Source organism: Arthrobacter sp. 49Tsu3.1M3 (assembly GCF_900168135.1).
Taxonomy (GTDB): Bacteria; Actinomycetota; Actinomycetes; order Actinomycetales; family Micrococcaceae; genus Arthrobacter.
On sequence record NZ_FUZD01000027.1, the window covers coordinates 1 to 20074 of the forward strand.

Below are 20074 nucleotides of genomic sequence, written 5' to 3' on the forward strand. Positions count from 1 at the left end.
CCCGGCCCGGAAGATCTCTGCAAGGTAGGCGGACTCATTGAGGCCAAGCCCCAAGATGGCTGCCACCGTGGCCGTAACCACGGTGCTGGTGTCAACGCTAAACATCTCCGGACCGAACGGGACGCCGGCACTGATCTTGGGGTAAAGGACAGCGATCAGGCCCCAAAAAATCAGCTGGGTGTAGACCGGGGTGCCGCGGAAGAACCAGACCCAGGTCCAGCTGGACCAGCGGAAAACAGGATTCTCTGACTGCCGCATGAAGGCCAGCAGCACGGCCAGGATAATGGCCAGGACCATGGAGGCGACCGTCAGGACCAGGGTCCAGACAACGCCCTGGACCACCTTGACATCCAGGATGTAAGCGCCGACGACGTCCCAGCGGAAGTTGGGATTAGTGACGAGACTCTGCAGGAAAAGAGCCAAAGCGCCAAGAATCACCACGGCGCTGATCCAGCGGCCGGGGTAACGGACCGGTACTGCTTTGTTCAGTTCCGGTGGGACGGGCGCCGGCGCGGGTGGGCGGACGGAGCGTCCGCTCTGGGTCAAAGTGCTCAACTGGCCACCACCGGGTTCACTTCTGACGCGGGCACGGCGCCTTTCGTGTTGTTCCACTTTTCCAGGATTTTGCCGTAGGTTCCGTCTTTGATGAGTTTGTTCATGACTTTGCCGACCAGTTCCGAAAGCCCGGGATCCGACTTCGCGATGGCGATGCCCTGCGGTGCAGAATCGTAGACGTCGCCCAGAACCTCCAGCTGGCCTCCGGTCTGCGACAGTGCGTAGCCGATCGCGGGGGAGTCCGCGGCCATGGCGTCAATGCTGCCGTTGACGAGGCGGGTGGTGACATCCGTCTGGGTCTTCAGGGTGATGATGTCGATCGCCGGTTTGCCGTCGGCTACGCACTTACTCGAACGTTCGGAGACATCCGGGGTCTCCTGGACAGTGCCCGTCTGAACCCCCACCTTCTTGCCGCAGATCTCTTCCAGGGAGAACTTCTTCGGGTTGCCCTTCTGGACCGCCCACAGCGATCCGGCGTTGAAATAGCTGACGAAGTTAACGGCATGGGCCCGCTCAGGGTTGATTGTGAAAGAGGAGATTCCCAGATCGTACTTGGGACCCAGGGCCGGCAGAATTCCGGTGAATTCGGCCGTTTCCACCTTGGTTTCGAGCCCGAGGGTGGCTCCGATCGCCTCGGCGATGTCGACGTCATGCCCCTGGGGCGTCTGGCCATCGGCTGCAAGGAACTCGGCGGGGGCGTAGGACGTGTCGGAGCCGACAGTCAGGACGCCTTTTGCCTTAAGCGCCGGGCTAACCAGCCCGGCCAAGGCTTCATCCTTTTGGATCGATGTGGCGTCCAAACCAGAAGGGCCCGGCTGGGCTGCGGTGGTGCTCTGCGAGGCATTGGTGCAAGCGGTCAGCGCCAGCACCGCGGTTGCGGCAACTACCGAGAGCCTCAACGTCATCGTTGAAGAAGTAGACATCAGAATTATTACCTTTGTGGAGGGAACCGCCAGAGATCCAGCGGGCACGGTAAACCGTCGACGGGTATACGCCAATGGGCAGGACAGGGGTGACAGCGCTCCGAAGTTGGTGGCCGGCTGCCGGACCGTCAGCAGCCGGGGATCACCATCCGCAGCGCGTCGTTGCGCCGAGGATGCTCGTGTGAACGGTTGTCCTTTCGACTCTACGGAGCAGCGATGTGCATCATCAATTGTCGAAAGACACAATTTTTGCTCTTAATCTGAGCATATTAATGACCCTGATGTTACATTATGTTGATGACTGCCCTTACTGACCTTGATCGCAGGCTCCTGTCCGCCCTCCGGGAGGACGGGAGGGCGTCCGTGGCCAGCCTGGCGCGACAGCTGGGGGTGGCGAGGGCGACGGTCAACAGCCGTCTGGATCGGCTCATTGCCACGGGAACCATCGTGGGCTTCAGTGTGAGGGTGAGGAACGAGCTGGATCCTCTTGCCATCCATGCCGTGGCCCTCATCGCAGTGGAAGGGCGGACGACTGACCGCGTCATCGGCCAGTTGCGGGGTTTCCCTGAAATCCGCGCACTCCACACCACCAACGGCGGATGGGACCTCGTCGCCGAAGTGCGCACCGAAAGCCTCATCGAGTTCGACAAGCTGCTGGGGAGGATCCGCGGCGTCGAAGGCATTGTGAACAGCGAAACGAGCCTGCTGCTGAGCTCCGTCCTGCGCTAGTCCTTAGTGCCTGCTGAAAACGAGAAAAGTTACACATTGCAAAATAGGGATCGTCAATGTGCAAACCTTTCGGACTGAGAGCGGGCAATTTATCCGTTGTTATTGCATATCGCCGCCCGATACCTTGTAGACAACAAGTGTTTACAAGCAAAAAAGGAGGCGCAATGACGCGCTTTGTAGATGTTCACAACATGGTTCGCTGGGCTGCCGCCAATGGTCCGGAAAACATCATCGCCGGGATGATCGAATACCTTGAAAGCGATTTCCGGCGCTGGGAGAGCTTCGACAAGTCGCCACGGGTTGCGAGCCACACCCCCTTCGGCGTCATCGAACTGATGCCCACGAGCGATCACGAAACCTACGGGTTCAAGTACGTCAACGGGCACCCCTCAAACCCGGCCCGGGGCTTCCAGACCGTCACCGCCTTCGGGGTCCTCGCCGACGTCCACAACGGCTACCCCACGTTCCTCACCGAGATGACCGTGCTGACCGCGCTGCGGACCGCCGCGACCTCCGCAATGGTGGCAAGGAAGCTTGCCCGCCCCGATTCCAGCGTCATGGCAATGATCGGGACTGGAAGCCAATCCGAATTCCAGGCCTTGGCCTTCAGAAGCGCCCTGGGCATCACCGCCCTGAAGATCTGGGACACGGACCCGGCTGCGCTGGAGAAATTCGTCCGCAACATGACCCCGCTCGGCTTTGACATCACAGTGGCCTCCTCGGCAGCCGGCACGGTGCAGGGCGCAGACATCATCACCACCTGCACCGCCGATAAAGCGAACGCGACAATCCTCACTGCGGACGTCATCGAACCCGGCGTTCACATCAATGCTATCGGCGGGGACTGCCCGGGAAAAACGGAGCTCGACGCCGCCGTCCTGGAACTCGGTGACGTCTTCGTCGAGTTCACCCCACAGACGCGGATTGAAGGCGAGATCCAGCAGATGCCGGCCGACTTCGCGGTTACCGAATTCTGGCAGGTCCTCCGGGGACAGGCTCCTGGGCGGGTCTCCGCCGAGCAGGTCACCATTTTCGACTCGGTCGGGTTCGCCATCGAGGACTTTTCCGCCCTGCGTTACATCCGTGATGCTGTCGTCGGCACGGAGTACTACGAGGAGATTGATCTGGTTGCCAACCCGGAGGACCCGAAGGACCTCTTTGGTCTCGTGGGCGCCCTCTCCCCGGTCGGGACCTGAACGGCTGTGTCCGCCCAGGCACCGTCCGCGGTCATCCTCGTCCGCCCACGCCGCTTCACGCCGAACCCTGCCACGGCCGCCGACAACACCTTCCAGGCCACACAAGCCTCGACGCGCCCGGAGCTACTGGCCGCAGCCGCCTACAAAGAAGTGACCGCCCTTGCCGAGGCACTCGAGGGAGCCGGCATCACCGTCCACATGTTCGACGACCATGAACACACACGTCCGGACAGCGTCTTTCCCAACAACTGGCTCTCCACCCACGCCGGAGGACACGTTGCCGTGTTCCCGATGTACGCCCCGAACCGCCGGCATGAGCGCCGAACCGACGTCCTGGAGCTGCTCAAGAATCGCTACCGCGTACAAGACGTGATCGACTACTCCGGACTGGAACAGGATCAGGTCTTCCTCGAAGGCACCGGCGCCATGGTCCTGGACCATGTCGACAAGGTAGCCTACGCGGCGCGATCCCACCGTGCCGATCCGGTTGCTCTGGAAAGGTTCTGCACAAACTTCGGCTATGAGCCAATGGTGTTCGACGCCGCTGATTCTTCAGGGGCCGCGGTCTACCACACGAACGTCATGATGTCCGTCGCCACCGAATTCGCCCTGGTGGGCTTGGACATGATCAAGTCCACCATCCGCCGCCGCGAGGTGGCGGAACGCCTGGCCACCAGAGGGCGGGACGTGATCACGCTGACGAACCACCAGGTCCATGAGTTCGCCGGAAACGCCATCGAACTGCAGGCGCCGGGCCAGCGGCTGCTTGCACTATCCCGCCGCGCCTTTGCCAGCCTGACAACCTCCCAGAAAGACCTCATCCAGCAGAGCTGCACCCTGCTCCCGGTCGACGTCCCCACCATCGAATTAGCAGGCGGTTCAGTCAGATGCATGATCGCCGGCATCCACCTCAGCCCCCGGCCCGCACCGGTGGCGGTATAACCAACTCCCTCCACTGGCCTGACCCCCGACCCTGGATGTAGGGATACGAATGGCTGGATCGAATCTCAACGAGGGATATCCCTAAGCCCACCCCCGTTAAGGGATCCTTTACCGGGCACTAGGCCGCTGCGGACAGATAAATCGCCGCAAGGTTACGAGTAGGCATCAAGAGGGCCACTGCTAGGCCAGAGTGCCGCATAAGCGGACGACCGCCTTAGCTAGGTCAGGGCGCACCTTTGAAGAGGTCTGCTGTCCGTTTCCGCGGCGGTCGAGTATCTCAGTTCGCCAAATTAGTTTTCGCAGTCACAGAAGTTATCGAAATTCTCGTTACAGTTTGTTGGCTGCCGGACATTAACAGGGCATGAGCTTGCAAACGATCGGGGAACGTGTGGATCTGGAGAGGGAAACCCGGTTCCTGGCCGCTCACGCGTCCGCCCACGACGGTATCTATCGCTATTTTCGGCGCCGGACGCAGGGGGCCGCTACTGCGGAGGACCTCTGCGCGGAGGTTTTCAGGATCGTGTGGGAGAAGTCCGGGCATGGTGATGACCTCTCGGCGGTTGTCCTTTTCGGCGTGGCCAAGAACGTTCTCCGAAACCATGACAGGTCAGTTTCCCGGTCTGCCGGACTCATCGGGGCTTTGCGTTTGGAGCGCAACCATGAAACATCTGCGGAAGAATCCACCGTCCTGGAGGCCATCGACCACTTGGCTCCGAAGGAGCGCGAGGTTCTACTGCTGACGTACTGGGACGGACTGACTTCCGTCGAAGTGTCCCAGCTCCTCAACACATCGGCGACTGCCGTGCGAATGCGCCTGCACCGGGCCCGCAAGGAACTTGGCCGCCTACTTCAGAAACACTCAATGCCAGAAGGAGCAACAGAATGAGTCACGACCAATCTGTCGCCGAGCTGCTCTCAGCCGCCGATCCTGCACTCACCGTAACCGAGGACGAACTGATCCGCAGCCGCCAGCGGTCCCTGTCCTTCGTAAACCCCGAGGTCACGTATCTGACCGTCGGGGGATCCGTCCACGACTTCCATCGCGCACCCGACAAGCGTCACTGGCGTCCTTTCGCCGCTGCCGGGCTTGTGGCCGCTGCAGTCGCGTCCTGCATAGTCATCGCCTCGGACTTAGTCGAGCATCCGGACGAGACGGCGGCAGCCCCGTCGACCACCGCAACCGCGCTGGCGACACCCTCCGGCCCGGGGAAGCCTTCCCTGACGGGCCCGACGGTAACCGATTCATTTGGGAACGTCGACTACTACACCACAGTCCCCGGTGACACGCCAGCGGAAGTCGCAGCATCCTTCCACCTCACCGATAACGAACTCGCCGAATTCAATGGGCTACATCCCGGGAGTGTGCTGGCACCCAACACGAAGCTTCGACTGATCCCCGCTCCAGGTCCCATCAAGGGAGCGGCGGGGACGGCTGCCGTCGACGGGAACGGCATCCCCACGAGTTACACGATCGAACCAGACGACACCCTTGCTGGGATCACCTACCGGTTCGGAATCACCCAGGAACAACTGGCCGAAGCAAACAAAGTCCCGTACGCGTACGAGAAGGGCAACACCTACTTCGTGCGCGCCGGAAACCACATCCCTCTGCAGAAGAACCCCGTCGACAGCAGATCGGGTACAGGAACAACCGTCAACAATTCATCCGGCCAGACCATCTTCTACACCACCGTCGACGGCGACTCATTCGACAGCATCGGTTACAAATTCCGATGCACCACCGAACAATTGCTGCAGTACAACACGTCCCTGGCTGCGGACCGGCCCATCCCCACAGGGACCAAAGTGAGACTGATACCCGGAGAACTGAAGATCTACGGCGCCCAAGGCACTTTCACGGCCGACGCAGACGGCATCCCCCAGACCTACACCACCGCACCCGGAGACACCGAACGCCAGATCTCACTCCGCTTCGGAATGCCCGATCTGGAATGGGCCAACCGCCCACTCACCGGCACAGACCGCGTCTGGTACACCTTTACAGACCTGCCCTCCGGAGAGCTGGCCCCGGGCCAGACCATCAGCCTGAACCTGACCAAACCCCTCCACCAATGAAGCCTCTGGCTGGTAGCGGCGTGTCCCAGTGAAGGTTCCTTCACAGGGATGATTTAAGGTGTCCCGGCGAGTGTCGCCCATACCAGTAGGATGCGCGGCCGGTCGGTGGTTCTGGGACCAAGACCGATTACGTCAATACCATTTCCACAATTAGTTGATAGGAGCGCTGACTTGGCCGGAATCCATGAGCCGAACGTGATCGATCTCGTCACACACGACCCCTCCCGTAACGAGTACAAACTCATCATGACCGAAGGCCGTCCATGGTCGCACGCACCCGAACAACTCACGCAGCTGAGGGAGAAGATCAACAACTACGCAATGTTCATCCTCGATGAGGGAATGCTGCGCGCATACCCAGAGTCGGCCGGGAATCCTCTGTGCATACAACTGGATTGCACGACCCCGCCCACTGCAGAGGCTCAGGAGCTCATTGATGTGGCTTCGGAGCGTCTCCTCGATTACGGCATCCGGTTTATCGTCAATCTCCTCGGTTGACAGCGGAGCCATGGAATGTGTCGCTGTTGCACGTCCTCCTCAGGCGGGTGGACTGAAGAGGGTCCTCCAAAGTCGTCCCGCAAGCCGGTCCCCCAACGCGACACCTTCGATCCGCTCCCCCGTCGCGAAAAATCCCATACAGATGCCGGGATCCTGGATTCGCGTATACCCCGCCCGCAAAACTGTCCCGCTTAGGTCGCTCAACCGCTACAGTTGCACTCATGACTGCGCACATCATCGGCTACGCCCGCGTTTCCACCAACGAACAGGACCTGACCGCGCAGCGCAACGGCCTCGCCGCCCTCGGCGTCCCCGCTGACCGGATCTACGTCGACCACGGACTGACCGGCAGAAACACGGAACGGCCCGGACTCCGCGAAGCCCTCGCCGCCGTCCGGGCCGGCGACACCCTCGTCGTCACCAAACTCGACCGGCTCGCACGCTCCCTGCCCGACGCGAGGGACATCATCGAAGACCTCACCAAACGAAACGTGAAGCTCAGCATCGGCGGATCCATCCATGACCCCACCGACCCTGTCGGACGACTCCTCTTCAACGTCCTGGCCATGGTCGCCGAATTCGAATCAGACCTCATCCGTGCCCGCACCCGCGAAGGCATGCAGGTCGCCAAAGCCAAAGGCCGGCTCCGCGGCAAGCAACCCAAGCTCAGCAAGAGCCAGGAAGCCCACCTCGTCTCCCTATATGAGGGAGGACAACACACCACCGCCGAAATCGCGGAACTGTTCAAAGTCGCTAGAAGTACGGTGTACCGCATCGTCCAGCGCACTACGACAACAGATCAGGGGTTCTCCCATGTCGAGTAAACGAGTGCGACCCAAGGCAAAGCCGGTCAAGGTCAAACTCCCCGACTGGATGATGGGCGGAGACCCTATTGAGGTCGGGCGTGTATGCGGCTGGACCGTAGAGGCCACCGACGAACCGGGCGTTTGGATGATGGGAAGCCAAGAGGGTGTGCACGGAACCAACGGCAACCTTCTCCGCATATACAAAATGGCCGATCGGACGAACGGTCATTCAGAGGGTGCCTACACTCGGATGCATCGACTAAAGCGACACGACGGCATAGGCGGTGAGGACCTCTGGAACATCGCCAGAGGCGCTCACAGCAAGGCTGGTGGAGCTCTTTCCCGAAGAGTCCGCCACGATGTTGATGAGCATGCGAATGCTCATCTCGGCCTCTCGAACAGCCGAAGAAGCTGCACTCATCACCCAAAGGGCCTTCACGGAATATCTTCTGCCCGTTGCCGACAACCCTTCCGTTTACCTGGTGGAAGTATCGGACACATTGGGCTATCGGTATACGGCAGCCCGGACGCTCCTGGCCACGAAAGATAACGTCAGCGCAGAATCGTTCAAAGTTGAGAATCTGATTTCGAGGTCATCAAAGGGCCTCTTCTCAGACACTTCTTTGGGCTTCTCTGCCTACTTCGCCTGCATGTGCGCAAGCCTCAGTCCAGCTGTCTGGGCATACCCTATAGGTCGGCCAGGAGGTGTGGTCCTGCTGCTGTTCGGCGACGCCATGGCAGGCCAGGAATCTTTGGCCCGGGACAAGATCCAGCTTCTCTCCCCGGATCGCAAGCCCGCCGAGGAGGATCTGATTCCGCCCACCAATCCGCGGGTCTACATCCGTGCAGCGCACTGGTGGGTTGAGCGGCTTAGCACTCTCTTTTCGATCATCACGGAGCCAGCAAATTACCTCGACGGTGAAGTGTTCAACCCTGCCGAGGCCACCGAGCGGTTGTTGAGCGTTGAGCAAATGTTCCGAGACTGCCAATCGATTCTCACATTGACACGCGATGACCATGCCAGAACCACGTTGACTTTCACTTTCCTGAAAAGACTCGAAGGACTCATTCCTAACTACCGATGGAAGACCGTAGTCGGCCTTAATTCCCTCGAGGCCATCGTCGAAAGACTTCGATCGACCCTACCGGCAGAGCTTCATGATGTATTTCTCAAACGAGCGGAGAGGGCCGTTCGGGCAGTCAAATCCCTGGAAGACGGTTTCTTCACTGCAGGCGATGACGGTGGGAGCCCCATCCTGCTGCCCGACAAAAACGGATCCCCGATCTCGACAGAACGAAGAAACGCCGCCACAGAGTGGCTTCAACTCGTCCGGAACAGCCTTCACGGCTTCGACCAGCCAAGCGAACGTGACAGGGCACTACTAGCTGCCCATGATGGCGACATCCCAGGCGATTTCGCGGACGTAGCCTGGCTACATATCCTCGACATCGTCGCCCATCCTGAAAAATTGGCCAAGTTCGAGCTGAGACGCAAAATGCATGAGAGCAAAGCTCGGCGCGCGCAACGCAATTAGGGATTAGGCTGTGGCGGGTTCTGATGGCCCTGGCATGACCTCTGGACCCACATCATGACTGGCCGGGACGCTCGCGACGGACCCTGCACAAAGGGTCGTTTTTTACCGACCCCATTCCGGTCAGAACCATGGGAAGGTTAGGGCTACTTCGGCCGTTGGAGGTCCTTATTAGTGTCGACCGCTCAACGAGCCCTCGCAGGTCTCGACGCTCTTCAGGAGAGAGCGTGTCTTTTAGCGTCGCAAAAAGTAGCAGGCACCTAACGTTTTTGGTTTGCAATCTTGCGCGAAGGAACTCCAGGTTTGCGACGTCCTTCGAATCAATTCTGTTCCCGGTCTTCACCTCTCCCAAAACCGCCAGCCACTCCCGATCCCCGAAGTAGGCAGCGATGTCCGCCTCAACCTTCCTTCCTTCCAAGGTGATCTCTAATCCGAGTACCAGTAGGGGAAGTTCCTCGATATGACGCAATTTCTGCAGCAGGGAGGTCGTCGCTAGTGCCGGCAAGAGAGCCTCGACTTGGTCAGGTCGGAGATGTGCTGCCAGACGGTAGCGCCACTCAGGTTGGGACAGGCTATGGGACAGTGCAAGGTTGTAGACCTGTCCGCAGAACTCACAATTCATAGTTGGACCTAGGCCGTCCACGGAGGCATGACTCTCCACCCGACAGTGGCTGCAATGGACTTTCAGCGTGGGGACGAAAAGGCCACTGTGGAATAGGTTGTTCACCGCCCGGATTGCGTAGTCCCGGGGAGATGTATGGTGATCCATCACAGAGTGGGGCCAGTTTCCCCTCGCGTTCTCAACGGTGTTCCGCAGATGAGGGAGTGATACTCCGGTCGGTCTTCCGGCCGCCAGTGTCACAGCTGCCCTCACTCCGGATTGATTGAATGTTCCGCTGTACGGACCTCCGAACTTTTCTGCGGCTCGGGCCTGGAATTTTCCGACGTCTGACTGCCTCACTTCTGCAGATTCGCTATCGAACAGCAGCCTGATTACGTCTTGGTTATATGCAAATGGAACGTGCAGGTCCTCATAAGTAACATCCAGACCGAAAACCATGCCTTCATATCCGGAGCGTACGTGGTCGACAGTCTGGTGCACCTGGCGATGCCTGAGGAGGGCCGAATGCCGGCGGTACGGCGGAATCTGTGCTGTAAACCGGGGATCCTGGCCACGGACCTCCCGCAGCTGCACTTCGGCCGCCACGATGCCGCGGCCGAATGAGCGGCCAGGTTTACTAACCAGCGGCAGCCGAGGAAGGTCGACGTCGATCCCGTGAGACGCAGGTCGAAAGTCCACTCGGACGGTTCGCTTGAACTCGGTCTGCAGTCCCTCAAAGACAAACGGTGACGCGAACTCTGGCGAAAGAGAGTGAACCACTCTGTGCGTGGAGTGGGCAGCATCTTCGATCGCCTTTGCTACCTCAGGTGATGCGTTATCACCTCCGAAGACATACAGTGCTTCTTGCCTAGTGTCGCTGCCTTCGGTTCCCACGTTGTAGCTGGGTAGTGGTTGAGAGAGCAAAAGGTCTATTAGCTCTGGCATCCCTTCCGAAGGAATGCCTATGACAGAGCCGCCCAGCGCCCGCATATTCCAGTAGCTGACGATGTCCTCGGGGCGGTCGGAACGTAGGATGCATATGCCGTCCCGAGTTCCGCGGCCGCCCATGCGATCAGTATTGATGTGAAGCATCGTGGCTGCTAGCACTCCGAGTTCGGCTGCACCTGGATGTGTGTTTGAAAGCAGATCCATGTGGGGCCGTGTCTCACAAGGACTACCAATCCTGTCCGGGAGGCCCCACATGGCGGCAAATGCTAAATCGTCAGGATCGTCGGCGGACCAACCCGGCAGGACAAGCTCGCTCGATGGGTCGAGAAGTTCCCGTAGCGGAAGCAGCCCCTTACGAAACGTGCCATCTTCTTCGCTGCCGAAGGGTCCCCATTGGGCACGTCCTTGCCAAGCCCATCCTGGCTTCCTCAGGAACTCGGCAAGGGGTCCTTCCGTGGTGTCGGCGTACAACGAGTCGACGCCGAACATTTCACCGAGCTTCTCCAGTTCGGTGATGGCGATGTTTTTATCGAAAATTGGCATGGAACGTCCGCCCCATACAGAGCTGAGGTTCATGATGGTTTCTCGGACCTCGGCCGGCGAGTGGGTATCGATCAGCAGGCCAACCCGCCAGGGTCGGACCGTGACCGTACCGCGGGCTTCCGCCATCTCAATCGTCATGCTGTGATCGTACTGACCCAGCCAGACACTCTGCTCAATTGAAGGCTGTGTCCATTTGGGGACAGGCGGAGCCCTCCGGACAGCGCTGGCGTATCCGACAGCCAGCAACCCTCCCACGTTCTCTCAATCCCGAACAATTCGCTGTTGTCAGGCTGCCTGTTGTTGGACGGCATTTCGAGCCAGCGGCGGCCCTTGTGGCGCCGGAAACTCCTGAAGTCCCGGGCGAGCCACCGCCTGTCTCACTAATCGATCGTATTTGAGATGCCAGTACTTGGCCCTCTTTGGTCAGATGGAACGCACCTACTCAACAGAACGATCAGCCGACGCCAACGCCGTGGCTACAGCGTATGGGCGTGGCGGCTGGCCGCCTCCCTAGTGGATCCTGACCGCTAGGGAGGCCCTACTCCGAGACAAAGGACCTCCATGGCACAGATAACAGCCAAGACGGCTTACCCCGTGCCACGCTGTATCGGCAGGCTGAGAGGACCTCTGCGGTCGACCCACTTGCGAATCCTGGGGGAATAGTGGATGCGGCTCCAGCATCCCGGGCTACAGCAGGGGATGAAGGGGACTGACTTTTTTTCCGGACTCGACGGCGGCTTGGGCGTCGATCGCCCGAATTCTTTCGTGCATGGCGAGTGCATAGCGGCGGAGGTGCTCATGCCGCTGAGACAGCACCGCCAATTCGCTGCGCAAGTCGCGGATGGTGGAGTCACGTTCCTGCAGATCGGACAGCAAATTTGCGGCCAAAACGGGGTCCGTGGTGTTCGAGGTCATGTCGGCCACAGCCGCGGGCAGGTCTTCGACAAGTGAAGTCAGAAAGTCTGCATAGTGTTTCTGCGAGCTGCCGTAGGAAAATCCTCCGACTTTGGACATGCCGAGTCGGCTTGGCGCCCCGCCCCGTTCACAGATAAGAATGGCTGCAATGAGCGCGCGGAGGGGCACCGGAAGGGCTTCCCCAGTCCTCAGCACGCTGGTGATGGCCAAAGCCATGTCACGGTTGTTCATGGTCTTCGCCGTGTTCGATTCCGTGCGCGGCGCGGCCGGGCAGATCGGCCAGGATGAGATTACGGAGTTCCCGGTCCTCCACGGCGGCAAATTCTTCGACGAGGCCCGGTACATCCGCCTCGATCTTCAGACGTGCCCTTTCGAACACGCCCGTAAAGTTCTTCCAGCCTCTGCGGCGTAGTTCGAGCCGGGCTCGCTGGACCCGGGTGGTGGCCGAGTTTCGGCACGCGAAAGGGTGGCAGAGCTTGAATTCGGCTTGCTCCGCGTTCCCGCACATGCCTCCGGGCCCAAAAACGCAGATCGTATGTTCGCCCACGAAGATGTTCGGGTTACGTTTGGCGATCTGCATCATTTGACGGTTGGTGACTGGCCCCGTGAGGAGTTCGTGCTCGTCGGCGATGACATTTTCCAGACGGGCCCAGCCGTTGCCCGCGACGTTCGATGGGTCTTGATCGGCGTCCCGGGCGACGTCGACCAAGGCCTGGCCGATCCCGAGGTGTCGCACCTCTTCCACAGATTCGGGATCGGCAATGTAGATGGAGCGGGGAAGGTGTCCCAGGTATCCCTCGGCGACGGTGCGGTTGGACCATTTTCCCTGTGCAGCAGCCAGCGCATCACCCCATGCCTGGCTGGCATACGCCTCGAGCCCGGTGATCCGCAATGTTCGATGCGCAAGCCATCTCGGCAGGGGCGGCAATGGCGCGATTAGACCCCGCCGGGCGAGATATGCTCCGCTGCCTTCAAACTTCTCCAGGTACCGCGCAGAGAGCCGGAGCGTGTCGCCACGCTGTTCTCCCGGCCCGCGCCCCAAGCCAGGGTGGAGCAGGATATTTTGTCCTGTCAGGGGATGTTTTCGGTGCTGGAGCCGCAGGGCCGCCTTCAGTCTGTGGATGATCGTGACGGCCCGGACGACATCGTCGCCAATCACCCAGGATGTTGGCGTCGGCTCGGTCCTGTTCTTAACCAGGTACCCCCGCATCTTGTTCACAGGTACATCAAGGTCGCCGCGGTCGTATGCTGCCTCAAAGAGACAGTCGTGAGGTATTGCGGCGAGCTCGCGTTCCCGCACCGTGGTCAGCATCGTGATGACCATCGCACAGCAGTACGCCAGCATGCCTGCCCAGTAGTCGAGCCCGAGACCGTAGCGTGTCGGAGCGAGGCCCTCGGTCCACGGATGCATGTTGCCGTCGGTCCCCGGAACTTCGGATATTGGCAAGTTGAAGCCGTCCTCTAACACGGAGACTCCCAGGTCCTGACGCAGTCTGTCGAATAGTTTCTTGATGTCTCCGGTGGGATTTTTCAGTTCCTCGGACGAGCAGCCTGCCAGCTTCACAAACGTTGCCCATGCCGGCGTAAGGTTCTTGCCGCGCAGACTGGTCACCCCGGGAAGTGGACGACCGGTCCTCTCCCACTCCAGCAGCACATGTCTGACTGTTTCCACTTGTTCCTCCCGGGGCCGGTCACGCAGGTCGGGCACTGAGGCGAGTTTCTCCAGTCTGGAGACAATGTCTTCGGTACAGTGGTCCATAATCCACAACGACATTCCCAGGAGGGGTCCACAGATGTCGGGCGCTGGGCGCTCCACGTTGAGGTCACGCTGCGGCACCGCGAACACGTCGTCCGGGGTCCGGCCTTCAAAGGGCCTACCGCCGAACATGTCCGGCATGCGGAGCAGGCCCCGGCAAGCCCACAAAGACTGGAGTGGTCGGACATAGCCGGCCAGCGTAACGGCTTGGGCTCTGGGGTTCTCGACTGCGATCGTGCGGGCAAAGGATGCCCAGTCTGCCGGGCCCAGACGCTCGCCGAAATCCCGGTCGATGATCGTTAGCGTGATTGCGAACGAGAGGACATATGCGACAAGACTGGGCAGTTTAAGCGGTTTATCAGCGGCAGCGGCGGCTGCCATGACGTTCGTGGTCAGAAGCCCCGACTTCCCGTTCTCGGCCAGCACGGGGTTGAGCCGCAGCAGTGTCCAGTCTTTGACGACGTTTCTCCAGCGCGGAGGAATCCCGGTGAAATCCAGACTGACGGACTGCTGGTTAACCAGCGGGTAGCCCTTGAAGTTCCACATGGTGTCGCTGTGGCGGATTGGATCCTTGACCCCGGCAGCGCTCGGAATCAGTTCGCGAAGGTCGACCGTATCGGCCAGGGTAGGAGCGTTACCCTTGACCCGAAGGGCCGTGATCTTGGCGTCGAAATCAGTCATTGCTGCGGCCCTCCAGGTAGATGCATGCGATTAACACCCGGCTGTTCGCAACTTCATCGGGCGGGACAGCGGAGACAAGGTGACGGGGAAACTGGTCGAGGGCCTTTTTTGCAAGGGAGTTGAGGACGGGAGCTTCGCCTGAAACCCATTCCTCTGGCTCGTATCGGCGGATGTCCTCGGTAAACTCCACCATGGCGAGAAGGCCGGGTATGATCTCCGGGATACGGTAGCCGTTGGGACACACGAAGCAGGCGACCGGCCCAAGTCCGCACGGCTTGTCGTTGTTTTTGGGAGATCTGCCGTTGCTTGCGCATGCGGCGACGCCGACGTCCATGACCGCTTCCGCACGGAGGAGGGGTTCGAGCTCTTCATGCTTGCTGGCACCGTCGGTCGCTTCTTCGATGGAGGGCTCCGCCTGCCCAATTGACGCGGTTTTCAAACGCCAGTAGTCGGTTACGCTGCCTTGCGTGTTCAGCAGTCCCGGGATGAGGATGACATCGGGAAGGGCATCGGCGAGGTACAGCCTGGCCGTCGCGGGCGTCTGACCGATAACAGGGTGTCCTCGGCGTTGCCCGCGGAGGACCGCGGCCTTCCTTAGCCGTTGGAAGGAAAGCCTCGGAAAAGGGATCCCTGGGAGATCCCACTGGTGGGCGTTCCTTAGCCACCATTTAGCGACGTCGTCCCGATTCATGACCCTTGGAGAGCCGGTCGCCACGAAAAGGAGACGGTTGAAGTCGAGGCTGTGGTTCCGGAACAAGCGGTCGACGCGAGTGGCAGCGGTGAGGAACTCCAGCAGGCCGCCGTAGCTGTAGAGGCCGCCTGCTGGTGCCGGTGTCCTTGGGATCTGTCGGTTGCGCGCCTTAACTCCAGTGACGAAGCTTGCGTCGTTTCCGGCCCGTTCGACGGAATCGCAGGTGTAGGACTGGATGATCGCCAGGTTGGGGCCCTCGTCGTCAACGAGGGCCAGCAGCACCATGGCCGCTGCCAAGTCGGCTTCCTTGACGGCGAATTGTGGCGGGCATCTTTCCTCCGTTGGATCCGGAATCAGGAGTGCGGCGTCGACGTGGAGCCAGTCGTCGGGAAGGCCTGCCAGTGCTGTGCGGACTGCCTCGCGATGCCGGACGTACCAGGCGCCGACGCGCCGCCGGGCCACGCTCTCTATCTTGTCTGCGACCTCAGGGGCGTAGCCTTGCACGTGGTGCTCGTCGACGGGGAGTGTCCGCCCATGCAAGTACCCACGGTACATCTCCCCGTCAGCGCGGACCTCGGGGAGTATGTCGGCGAGGAACGTCCGGAGATTCCGCTGTTCGGCTCCGTTAGAACCTGTACAGATAACGCCCACCCAGACAAGGGCCGGGATGAGCGAGGGATGGCTCAAGTCGAAGATGCTGTGCTCCGTGCCGAGCCAGACCAGAAATTTCCGACTCAAACCATAAACTCTTTTCAGCGTTTCAGCGGATGTCCAGGTTCCTCCTGCAATATGGAGCCGTCGCAGGAGCCCTTGGGTAAGTTGTCCGGCAGCCGCGGTCGTGCCGAGCGACTTGAACACAGTGGGGGTTTTGCTTCCGCGCGTCCGAATGGCGATCTGCCCCGACTCGTAAATTTCAGCGTCGGTGATGAAGTTGATGTGGACGCCGCGGTCGTCCGCTATGCGTCGACGGGGTACGTGGCGATCGTTGCGAGTGGCCATTAGTTCCTTCCCAGGAAATCGTCGACTCCGTAGCGTAGGATCATCATCCCTACCTGCTGGATGTACAGGGTTGTTGTGGCTTCATTTGCGTGGCCAAGGGCCATGCTTGCCATCTGCACGGCGCTCCGGATGTCGACACGGTGCGGCCTGCCGTGCATGTCCCGGCCGGCACTGGTGGGGACTCCGAGAATGAAGAGTGCTGCCAAATGGGTGGAGTACGTATGGCGAAGGTCATGCGTGTGAACGTGGGGGAAAGCACGCCCGTTGGCGAGGGCGTTTGTTTCGGCGATCCGGGACGCGTCACTGGTGATTTCCCTGGCTGTTACGTAGGACAGCGGCGCACCGTCGGTAGTCGAGAGGAACAGAAGGGCCGGTTCGCCGTCCTGGGTCAGAAGGCGCCGGCGTTCATCGGCTGTCATGGAATTAAAGGGCCGTTCAATACCTTTGGTGTCGACGATTCCGCGGAAGCCGGGGGTGGGGGGTTCCGCAACGTAAATCGGATCCTTTGGCTCCCAACCCTGCAGCAGCATGCGACGCGCGCCACGGTTATAGTCGTGGACCCGTTGCAGGTGGTGACGGAAGGCCGGCAGGCGGACTTCCCGGCCCCTCTTCATGATTGCGCCGGGAAGTCTCATTTCGATGAGATCCCCGGGCAGGCTCAGGTCCGGAAGTTCGTAGATCGTCAGATGTGTCAGGGTGTAGGCACGTGCACCGCAGGCCAAACCGAGACTGATAAAGGCTGCGTCCCGGCCCCCGGTCCGGTTGGTCGCTACAGTCCGGCCGTCTGGCCCCGCGCGCCAGGCCGCGGCCAGCAATTCCGCGACCAACGGGGGTTCTAAAGGCGTACCGTCGGCACTCTTGCGGGCGACATTTCGTCCTTCCCGCATTGAGAGCTTCGGCCCGTTGGGGGTATGGACGACGTCCAGGGTGAACGGCAGCTCTATTTCGTGGGTTTCGCGGAGCCACTCATGAAACCCCCTGATCACGTTTCGGTCGCCGTACCAGGTATTGCCGGAGACCCGGGTATCGTCGTCGACCGTACGGTACTTGACGTAGGCGACTATGTGAGCGTTGGTGGCACCGCGGAGTGAACAATTTCGGTCAAGAAGGAACGACGCATATACAGCGAGACTTTCCGCATACGATTTCGCGGTCGTGGTCCCGCCGGTTTTGGCGCAGACATAGGCGAGCCACGCTGTGGCGTCCTCTTCGACCAAGCCGTCAACGGTCAGGACCGGTGACGGAACCGGGCGGAGGTCATGGGGGCGCTCGCCCAGCACGTCTGCTAGGACGTCCGGGTCCCATGGGCCGCCGTATATGACCCTGACCCTCGAAGTCCGGGGTGCCACGCTAGCGGCTTCGGGGCGTATGCTCGCGACGTAGCGCTCCGCACCGGCTGCGACTCCGGCGGATTTTGCCGCGATGAACTGCGCGGGCAGGCGGGACGGCACCCCTGCTATTCAGTTCACAGGCCAGGCTCAGAGGCACGGCCATCTTTGTCATCCTTCCTCCCCCGGCCAGAGACTCCAGAGGGAACTGCGGAAGGGTGTGGTGACAAAATTAGGCTATCTGATGTGTCAAGCAATCGATGCGTCCGGCACTTCGCCGGGGGCTCAAGGCGTCGTTGCTCTAATAGTTGCCAGGTTGTCTTCGCCAAGTCCACCCCACTGACTGTCAGCCTGCGGACCTGTGGGCTCCTGTCGCAGAAAGCCTGCTGTAGGCGTCTGGTACCGTGCGTTCTGTTTCCGGTTTCGTTTGCCCGCCGCACGGCTGGAGCTTCGACGGTCCAAATGCCTGCCTGACTGACGAAGACGCGGCTCACGCAGCAACGGCCCGCCCCGCCAGAGACCCGGGCACCGGTGTCGGCGTTCTCCTCTGCGTCTCCACCCAACAAGCGGCAGCTCGTACGTCGATCCCGGGCCGGGCCCGCAGACATTGCTCCGCAGGCCCGGGCAGGGATACAGGAGACAGCCCGGCTCCGCACTTAAGCAGAGCCTGGGCCACCGGCGGCAGCCATGCAGGAGACAGCCAGTTGTTCCGCAATTTTAGCGCTTGAGCTGGGTCAGTTCCTGGAGGACCTCATCCGAGGTTGTGATGATGCGGGCGTTGGCCTGGAAACCGCGCTGCGCAACGATCAGGTTGGTGAATTCCTGGGACAGGTCCACATTCGACATTTCCAACGAGCCGCCGGTCAGGGTGCCGAGGCCGGGGTCGCCCGCAGCGCCGAGCTGCACGCCGCCGGAGTTGCCGGTTGCGACGTAGGAGGAGCCGCCGGCCTTCTCCAGGCCGGCCGGGTTGGTGAACTTGGCGAGGGCGATCTTGGCGAGGACCTGCTTGATGCCGTTGCTGAACGACCCGACCAGGGAGCCGTCGCTGCCCAGCGTGTAGGACTCGAGCTTGCCCACGGGGGCACCGTTCTGGCCGCTGACGGTCAGCGAGCTCATGGCGGCGTAGCCGGAAACCTTGGAGACATCGATGGTGATGCCGTTGACGGTGACGTTGCCGCCGGCGGTGGGCTTGCCGTTCGTGTAGGTCACAGACCCGGTGGCTGTGGTGCCGTTGTCGTCGGCCGCGATGTTCCAGGAGCTTCCGGCCTTGGTGAAGGTCATTGACACGCTGCGTTCGGTGCCGGCGGCGTCGTAAACCTTGACGAGGCGGTCCAACTTGGTGCCGTCGACGGCGTCGCTGGGCAGGTTTCCGTCCAGCGTCACCGTGTCGGTCTTCTTGGCCACCATGGTGTTGGGGTTCAGCGTAATGTCGCCCACGGGGCCACCCGCGTTGATCACACCGTTGGTGGCGGTCCAGCCCTGGAGGATGCCGCCGTCGGGGCTTACCAGCTGGTTGGCTGCGTCCGGGCTGAACGCGCCGGCGCGGGTGAAGAGCTGGCTGCCGCCCTTGCTGGTAACGAAGAAGCCATCCCCGGAGATCATCAGGTCGGTGGCCCGGCCGGTGCTCTGCGAAGAGCCCTGGGAGAAGTTGGTGGTGACACCGGCAACCCGGACGCCCAGGCCGATCTGCGCGGGGTTGCTGCCGCCGGTCGCGGCCTGCGGGCCGGTGGCGCCCTGCTGCAGCTGGGACAGGGTGTCCTGGAACTGGGTGGAGGAGGCCTTGAAGCCTGCGGTGTTGACGTTGGCGATGTTGTTGCCAGTAACGTCCAGCATGGTCTGGTGGGCGCGGAGGCCCGAGATTCCGGAGTACAGCGAGCGGAGCATGGGAACTGCCTTTCTACGGGTGAAGAACTGGTTAGGAAGCGGCCGGAGCGGTAAGCCCGGTGATGGAGTCGAGGGGAACGGAAAGGTCTCCGATCGTGACGGACGGAACCGATCCCGCATAGCTGACGGAACTGGCGACGCCGGTCCCGGTGGTGCCGTCCGCGAGGGTGTAGCCGACCGAGTGTCCGATCAGCTGGGCCGCCGCCGTCCGCATCTGGAGGGAGAAGCCCTCCTTGCTGCTGGTGGTCAGTTCGGTCATTTTTTCCATCATGGAGAGCTGGAGGGTCTGGCTCATCATCTGGTTGGTGTCCATGGGCGCGCTCGGGTTCTGGTTCTTGAGCTGCGTCACGAGCAGGGACATGAACACGTTGGCATCCATGGTCTGCGAGGGTGTCCGCACGGCAGAGGCCTGGGTGGCCTCCCCCGCCGCCGTTACCGGCTGGGATGCGATCGGCTGAATCGTCATAAGTC

Annotated in this window: 18 protein-coding genes; 8 read left to right on the forward strand and 10 right to left on the reverse strand. The window is 61.1% G+C overall.

The annotated features are described in order from the left end of the window. Positions 1-555 (reverse strand): ABC transporter permease subunit (locus tag B5X90_RS19275; protein ID WP_372702902.1); only part of this gene is annotated, 555 nt, incomplete at its 3' end. After that, entirely contained in the window at positions 552-1478 is a 927-nt protein-coding gene (locus B5X90_RS19280) for an ABC transporter substrate-binding protein (RefSeq protein WP_079555524.1), read from the reverse strand. The genes B5X90_RS19280 and B5X90_RS19275, both read right to left, overlap by 4 nt. Positions 1479-1775: 297 nt before the next feature. On the opposite strand from B5X90_RS19280, the gene B5X90_RS19285 reads away from it, so the two are divergent. The 7 genes from B5X90_RS19285 (at position 1776) to B5X90_RS19315 (ending at position 7743) form a co-directional block, all read left to right on the forward strand. Next, the gene (locus tag B5X90_RS19285; RefSeq protein WP_079555571.1) at positions 1776-2207 is read left to right on the forward strand and encodes an Lrp/AsnC family transcriptional regulator; all 432 of its coding nucleotides are present in this window, start codon (positions 1776-1778) and stop codon (positions 2205-2207) included. A gap of 164 nt (positions 2208-2371) precedes the next feature. Then, a complete protein-coding gene (locus B5X90_RS19290; protein ID WP_079555525.1) occupies positions 2372-3403 on the forward strand; it encodes an ornithine cyclodeaminase in 1032 nt (343 codons plus the stop codon). A gap of 6 nt (positions 3404-3409) precedes the next feature. Next, complete coding sequence (ctlX, locus tag B5X90_RS19295; protein ID WP_079555526.1) at positions 3410-4345, forward strand: citrulline utilization hydrolase CtlX; 936 nt, start codon at positions 3410-3412, stop codon at positions 4343-4345. A 361-nt stretch (positions 4346-4706) separates the two neighbouring features. Continuing rightward, positions 4707-5231 carry an RNA polymerase sigma factor gene (locus B5X90_RS19300; protein WP_079555527.1) on the forward strand — a complete coding sequence of 175 codons (525 nt, stop codon included), beginning with the start codon at positions 4707-4709 and terminating at the stop codon, positions 5229-5231. Then, positions 5228-6421, forward strand: a complete 1194-nt coding sequence (locus B5X90_RS19305) for a LysM peptidoglycan-binding domain-containing protein (RefSeq protein WP_079555528.1) — start codon at positions 5228-5230, stop codon at positions 6419-6421. The genes B5X90_RS19300 and B5X90_RS19305 overlap by 4 nt, the downstream gene beginning before the upstream one ends. A 171-nt stretch (positions 6422-6592) precedes the next feature. Continuing rightward, positions 6593-6919, forward strand: coding sequence for a DUF6572 domain-containing protein (locus tag B5X90_RS19310; protein ID WP_079555529.1), 327 nt, complete (start codon positions 6593-6595; stop codon positions 6917-6919). A 221-nt stretch (positions 6920-7140) separates the two neighbouring features. Continuing rightward, on the forward strand, positions 7141-7743 hold the full coding sequence (locus tag B5X90_RS19315; RefSeq protein WP_079555530.1) for a recombinase family protein: 603 nt from the start codon (positions 7141-7143) through the stop codon (positions 7741-7743). A 241-nt stretch (positions 7744-7984) separates the two neighbouring features. Here the strand turns inward: B5X90_RS19315 and B5X90_RS21745 are convergent, their stop codons facing one another. Next, entirely contained in the window at positions 7985-8110 is a 126-nt protein-coding gene (locus B5X90_RS21745) for a hypothetical protein (RefSeq protein ID WP_256860342.1), read from the reverse strand. On the opposite strand from B5X90_RS21745, the gene B5X90_RS19320 reads away from it, so the two are divergent. Continuing rightward, entirely contained in the window at positions 8103-9260 is a 1158-nt protein-coding gene (locus B5X90_RS19320; protein ID WP_143264826.1) for a hypothetical protein, read from the forward strand. The two genes, B5X90_RS21745 and B5X90_RS19320, sit on opposite strands and share 8 nt — an antisense overlap. Before the next feature lie 52 nt (positions 9261-9312). Here B5X90_RS19320 and B5X90_RS21075 read toward each other — a convergent pair whose 3' ends face one another. The 7 genes from B5X90_RS21075 to B5X90_RS19360 form a co-directional block, all read right to left on the reverse strand. After that, a complete protein-coding gene (locus tag B5X90_RS21075; RefSeq protein WP_143264827.1) occupies positions 9313-11487 on the reverse strand; it encodes a hypothetical protein in 2175 nt (724 codons plus the stop codon). Between the two features lie 549 nt (positions 11488-12036). Continuing rightward, positions 12037-12495 (reverse strand): hypothetical protein, encoded by a 459-nt coding sequence (locus tag B5X90_RS19335; RefSeq protein WP_143264828.1) that lies wholly within the window; start codon positions 12493-12495, stop codon positions 12037-12039. Next, positions 12482-14701 (reverse strand): hypothetical protein, encoded by a 2220-nt coding sequence (locus B5X90_RS19340; RefSeq protein ID WP_079555535.1) that lies wholly within the window; start codon positions 14699-14701, stop codon positions 12482-12484. Before B5X90_RS19340 ends, B5X90_RS19335 begins: the two co-directional genes overlap by 14 nt. After that, positions 14694-16391 (reverse strand): hypothetical protein, encoded by a 1698-nt coding sequence (locus B5X90_RS19345; protein ID WP_079555536.1) that lies wholly within the window; start codon positions 16389-16391, stop codon positions 14694-14696. Before B5X90_RS19345 ends, B5X90_RS19340 begins: the two co-directional genes overlap by 8 nt. Beyond that, on the reverse strand, positions 16391-17608 hold the full coding sequence (locus B5X90_RS19350) for a tyrosine-type recombinase/integrase (RefSeq protein WP_143264829.1): 1218 nt from the start codon (positions 17606-17608) through the stop codon (positions 16391-16393). The genes B5X90_RS19345 and B5X90_RS19350 overlap by 1 nt, the downstream gene beginning before the upstream one ends. 828 nt (positions 17609-18436) lie before the next feature. Next, positions 18437-19603, reverse strand: coding sequence for a flagellar hook protein FlgE (locus tag B5X90_RS19355; protein WP_079555538.1), 1167 nt, complete (start codon positions 19601-19603; stop codon positions 18437-18439). A gap of 31 nt (positions 19604-19634) precedes the next feature. Next, the gene (locus B5X90_RS19360; RefSeq protein ID WP_079555539.1) at positions 19635-20069 is read right to left on the reverse strand and encodes a flagellar hook assembly protein FlgD; all 435 of its coding nucleotides are present in this window, start codon (positions 20067-20069) and stop codon (positions 19635-19637) included. Positions 20070-20074: the final 5 nt, after the last annotated feature.

What these genes read in the sequence shown, in the direction of transcription:
- B5X90_RS19280 (WP_079555524.1), bottom strand. Translation starts at nt 1,478, where the DNA reads ATGTCTACTTCTTCAACGATGACGTTGAGGCTCTCGGTAGTTGCCGCA.
- B5X90_RS19285 (WP_079555571.1), top strand. Translation starts at nt 1,776, where the DNA reads ATGACTGCCCTTACTGACCTTGATCGCAGGCTCCTGTCCGCCCTCCGG.
- B5X90_RS19290 (WP_079555525.1), top strand. Translation starts at nt 2,372, where the DNA reads ATGACGCGCTTTGTAGATGTTCACAACATGGTTCGCTGGGCTGCCGCC.
- B5X90_RS19300 (WP_079555527.1), top strand. Translation starts at nt 4,707, where the DNA reads ATGAGCTTGCAAACGATCGGGGAACGTGTGGATCTGGAGAGGGAAACC.
- B5X90_RS19305 (WP_079555528.1), top strand. Translation starts at nt 5,228, where the DNA reads ATGAGTCACGACCAATCTGTCGCCGAGCTGCTCTCAGCCGCCGATCCT.
- B5X90_RS19315 (WP_079555530.1), top strand. Translation starts at nt 7,141, where the DNA reads ATGACTGCGCACATCATCGGCTACGCCCGCGTTTCCACCAACGAACAG.
- B5X90_RS19320 (WP_143264826.1), top strand. Translation starts at nt 8,103, where the DNA reads ATGCTCATCTCGGCCTCTCGAACAGCCGAAGAAGCTGCACTCATCACC.
- B5X90_RS21745 (WP_256860342.1), bottom strand. Translation starts at nt 8,110, where the DNA reads ATGAGCATTCGCATGCTCATCAACATCGTGGCGGACTCTTCGGGAAAG.
- B5X90_RS21075 (WP_143264827.1), bottom strand. Translation starts at nt 11,487, where the DNA reads ATGACGATTGAGATGGCGGAAGCCCGCGGTACGGTCACGGTCCGACCC.
- B5X90_RS19335 (WP_143264828.1), bottom strand. Translation starts at nt 12,495, where the DNA reads ATGAACAACCGTGACATGGCTTTGGCCATCACCAGCGTGCTGAGGACT.
- B5X90_RS19340 (WP_079555535.1), bottom strand. Translation starts at nt 14,701, where the DNA reads ATGACTGATTTCGACGCCAAGATCACGGCCCTTCGGGTCAAGGGTAAC.
- B5X90_RS19345 (WP_079555536.1), bottom strand. Translation starts at nt 16,391, where the DNA reads ATGGCCACTCGCAACGATCGCCACGTACCCCGTCGACGCATAGCGGAC.
- B5X90_RS19355 (WP_079555538.1), bottom strand. Translation starts at nt 19,603, where the DNA reads ATGCTCCGCTCGCTGTACTCCGGAATCTCGGGCCTCCGCGCCCACCAG.
- B5X90_RS19360 (WP_079555539.1), bottom strand. Translation starts at nt 20,069, where the DNA reads ATGACGATTCAGCCGATCGCATCCCAGCCGGTAACGGCGGCGGGGGAG.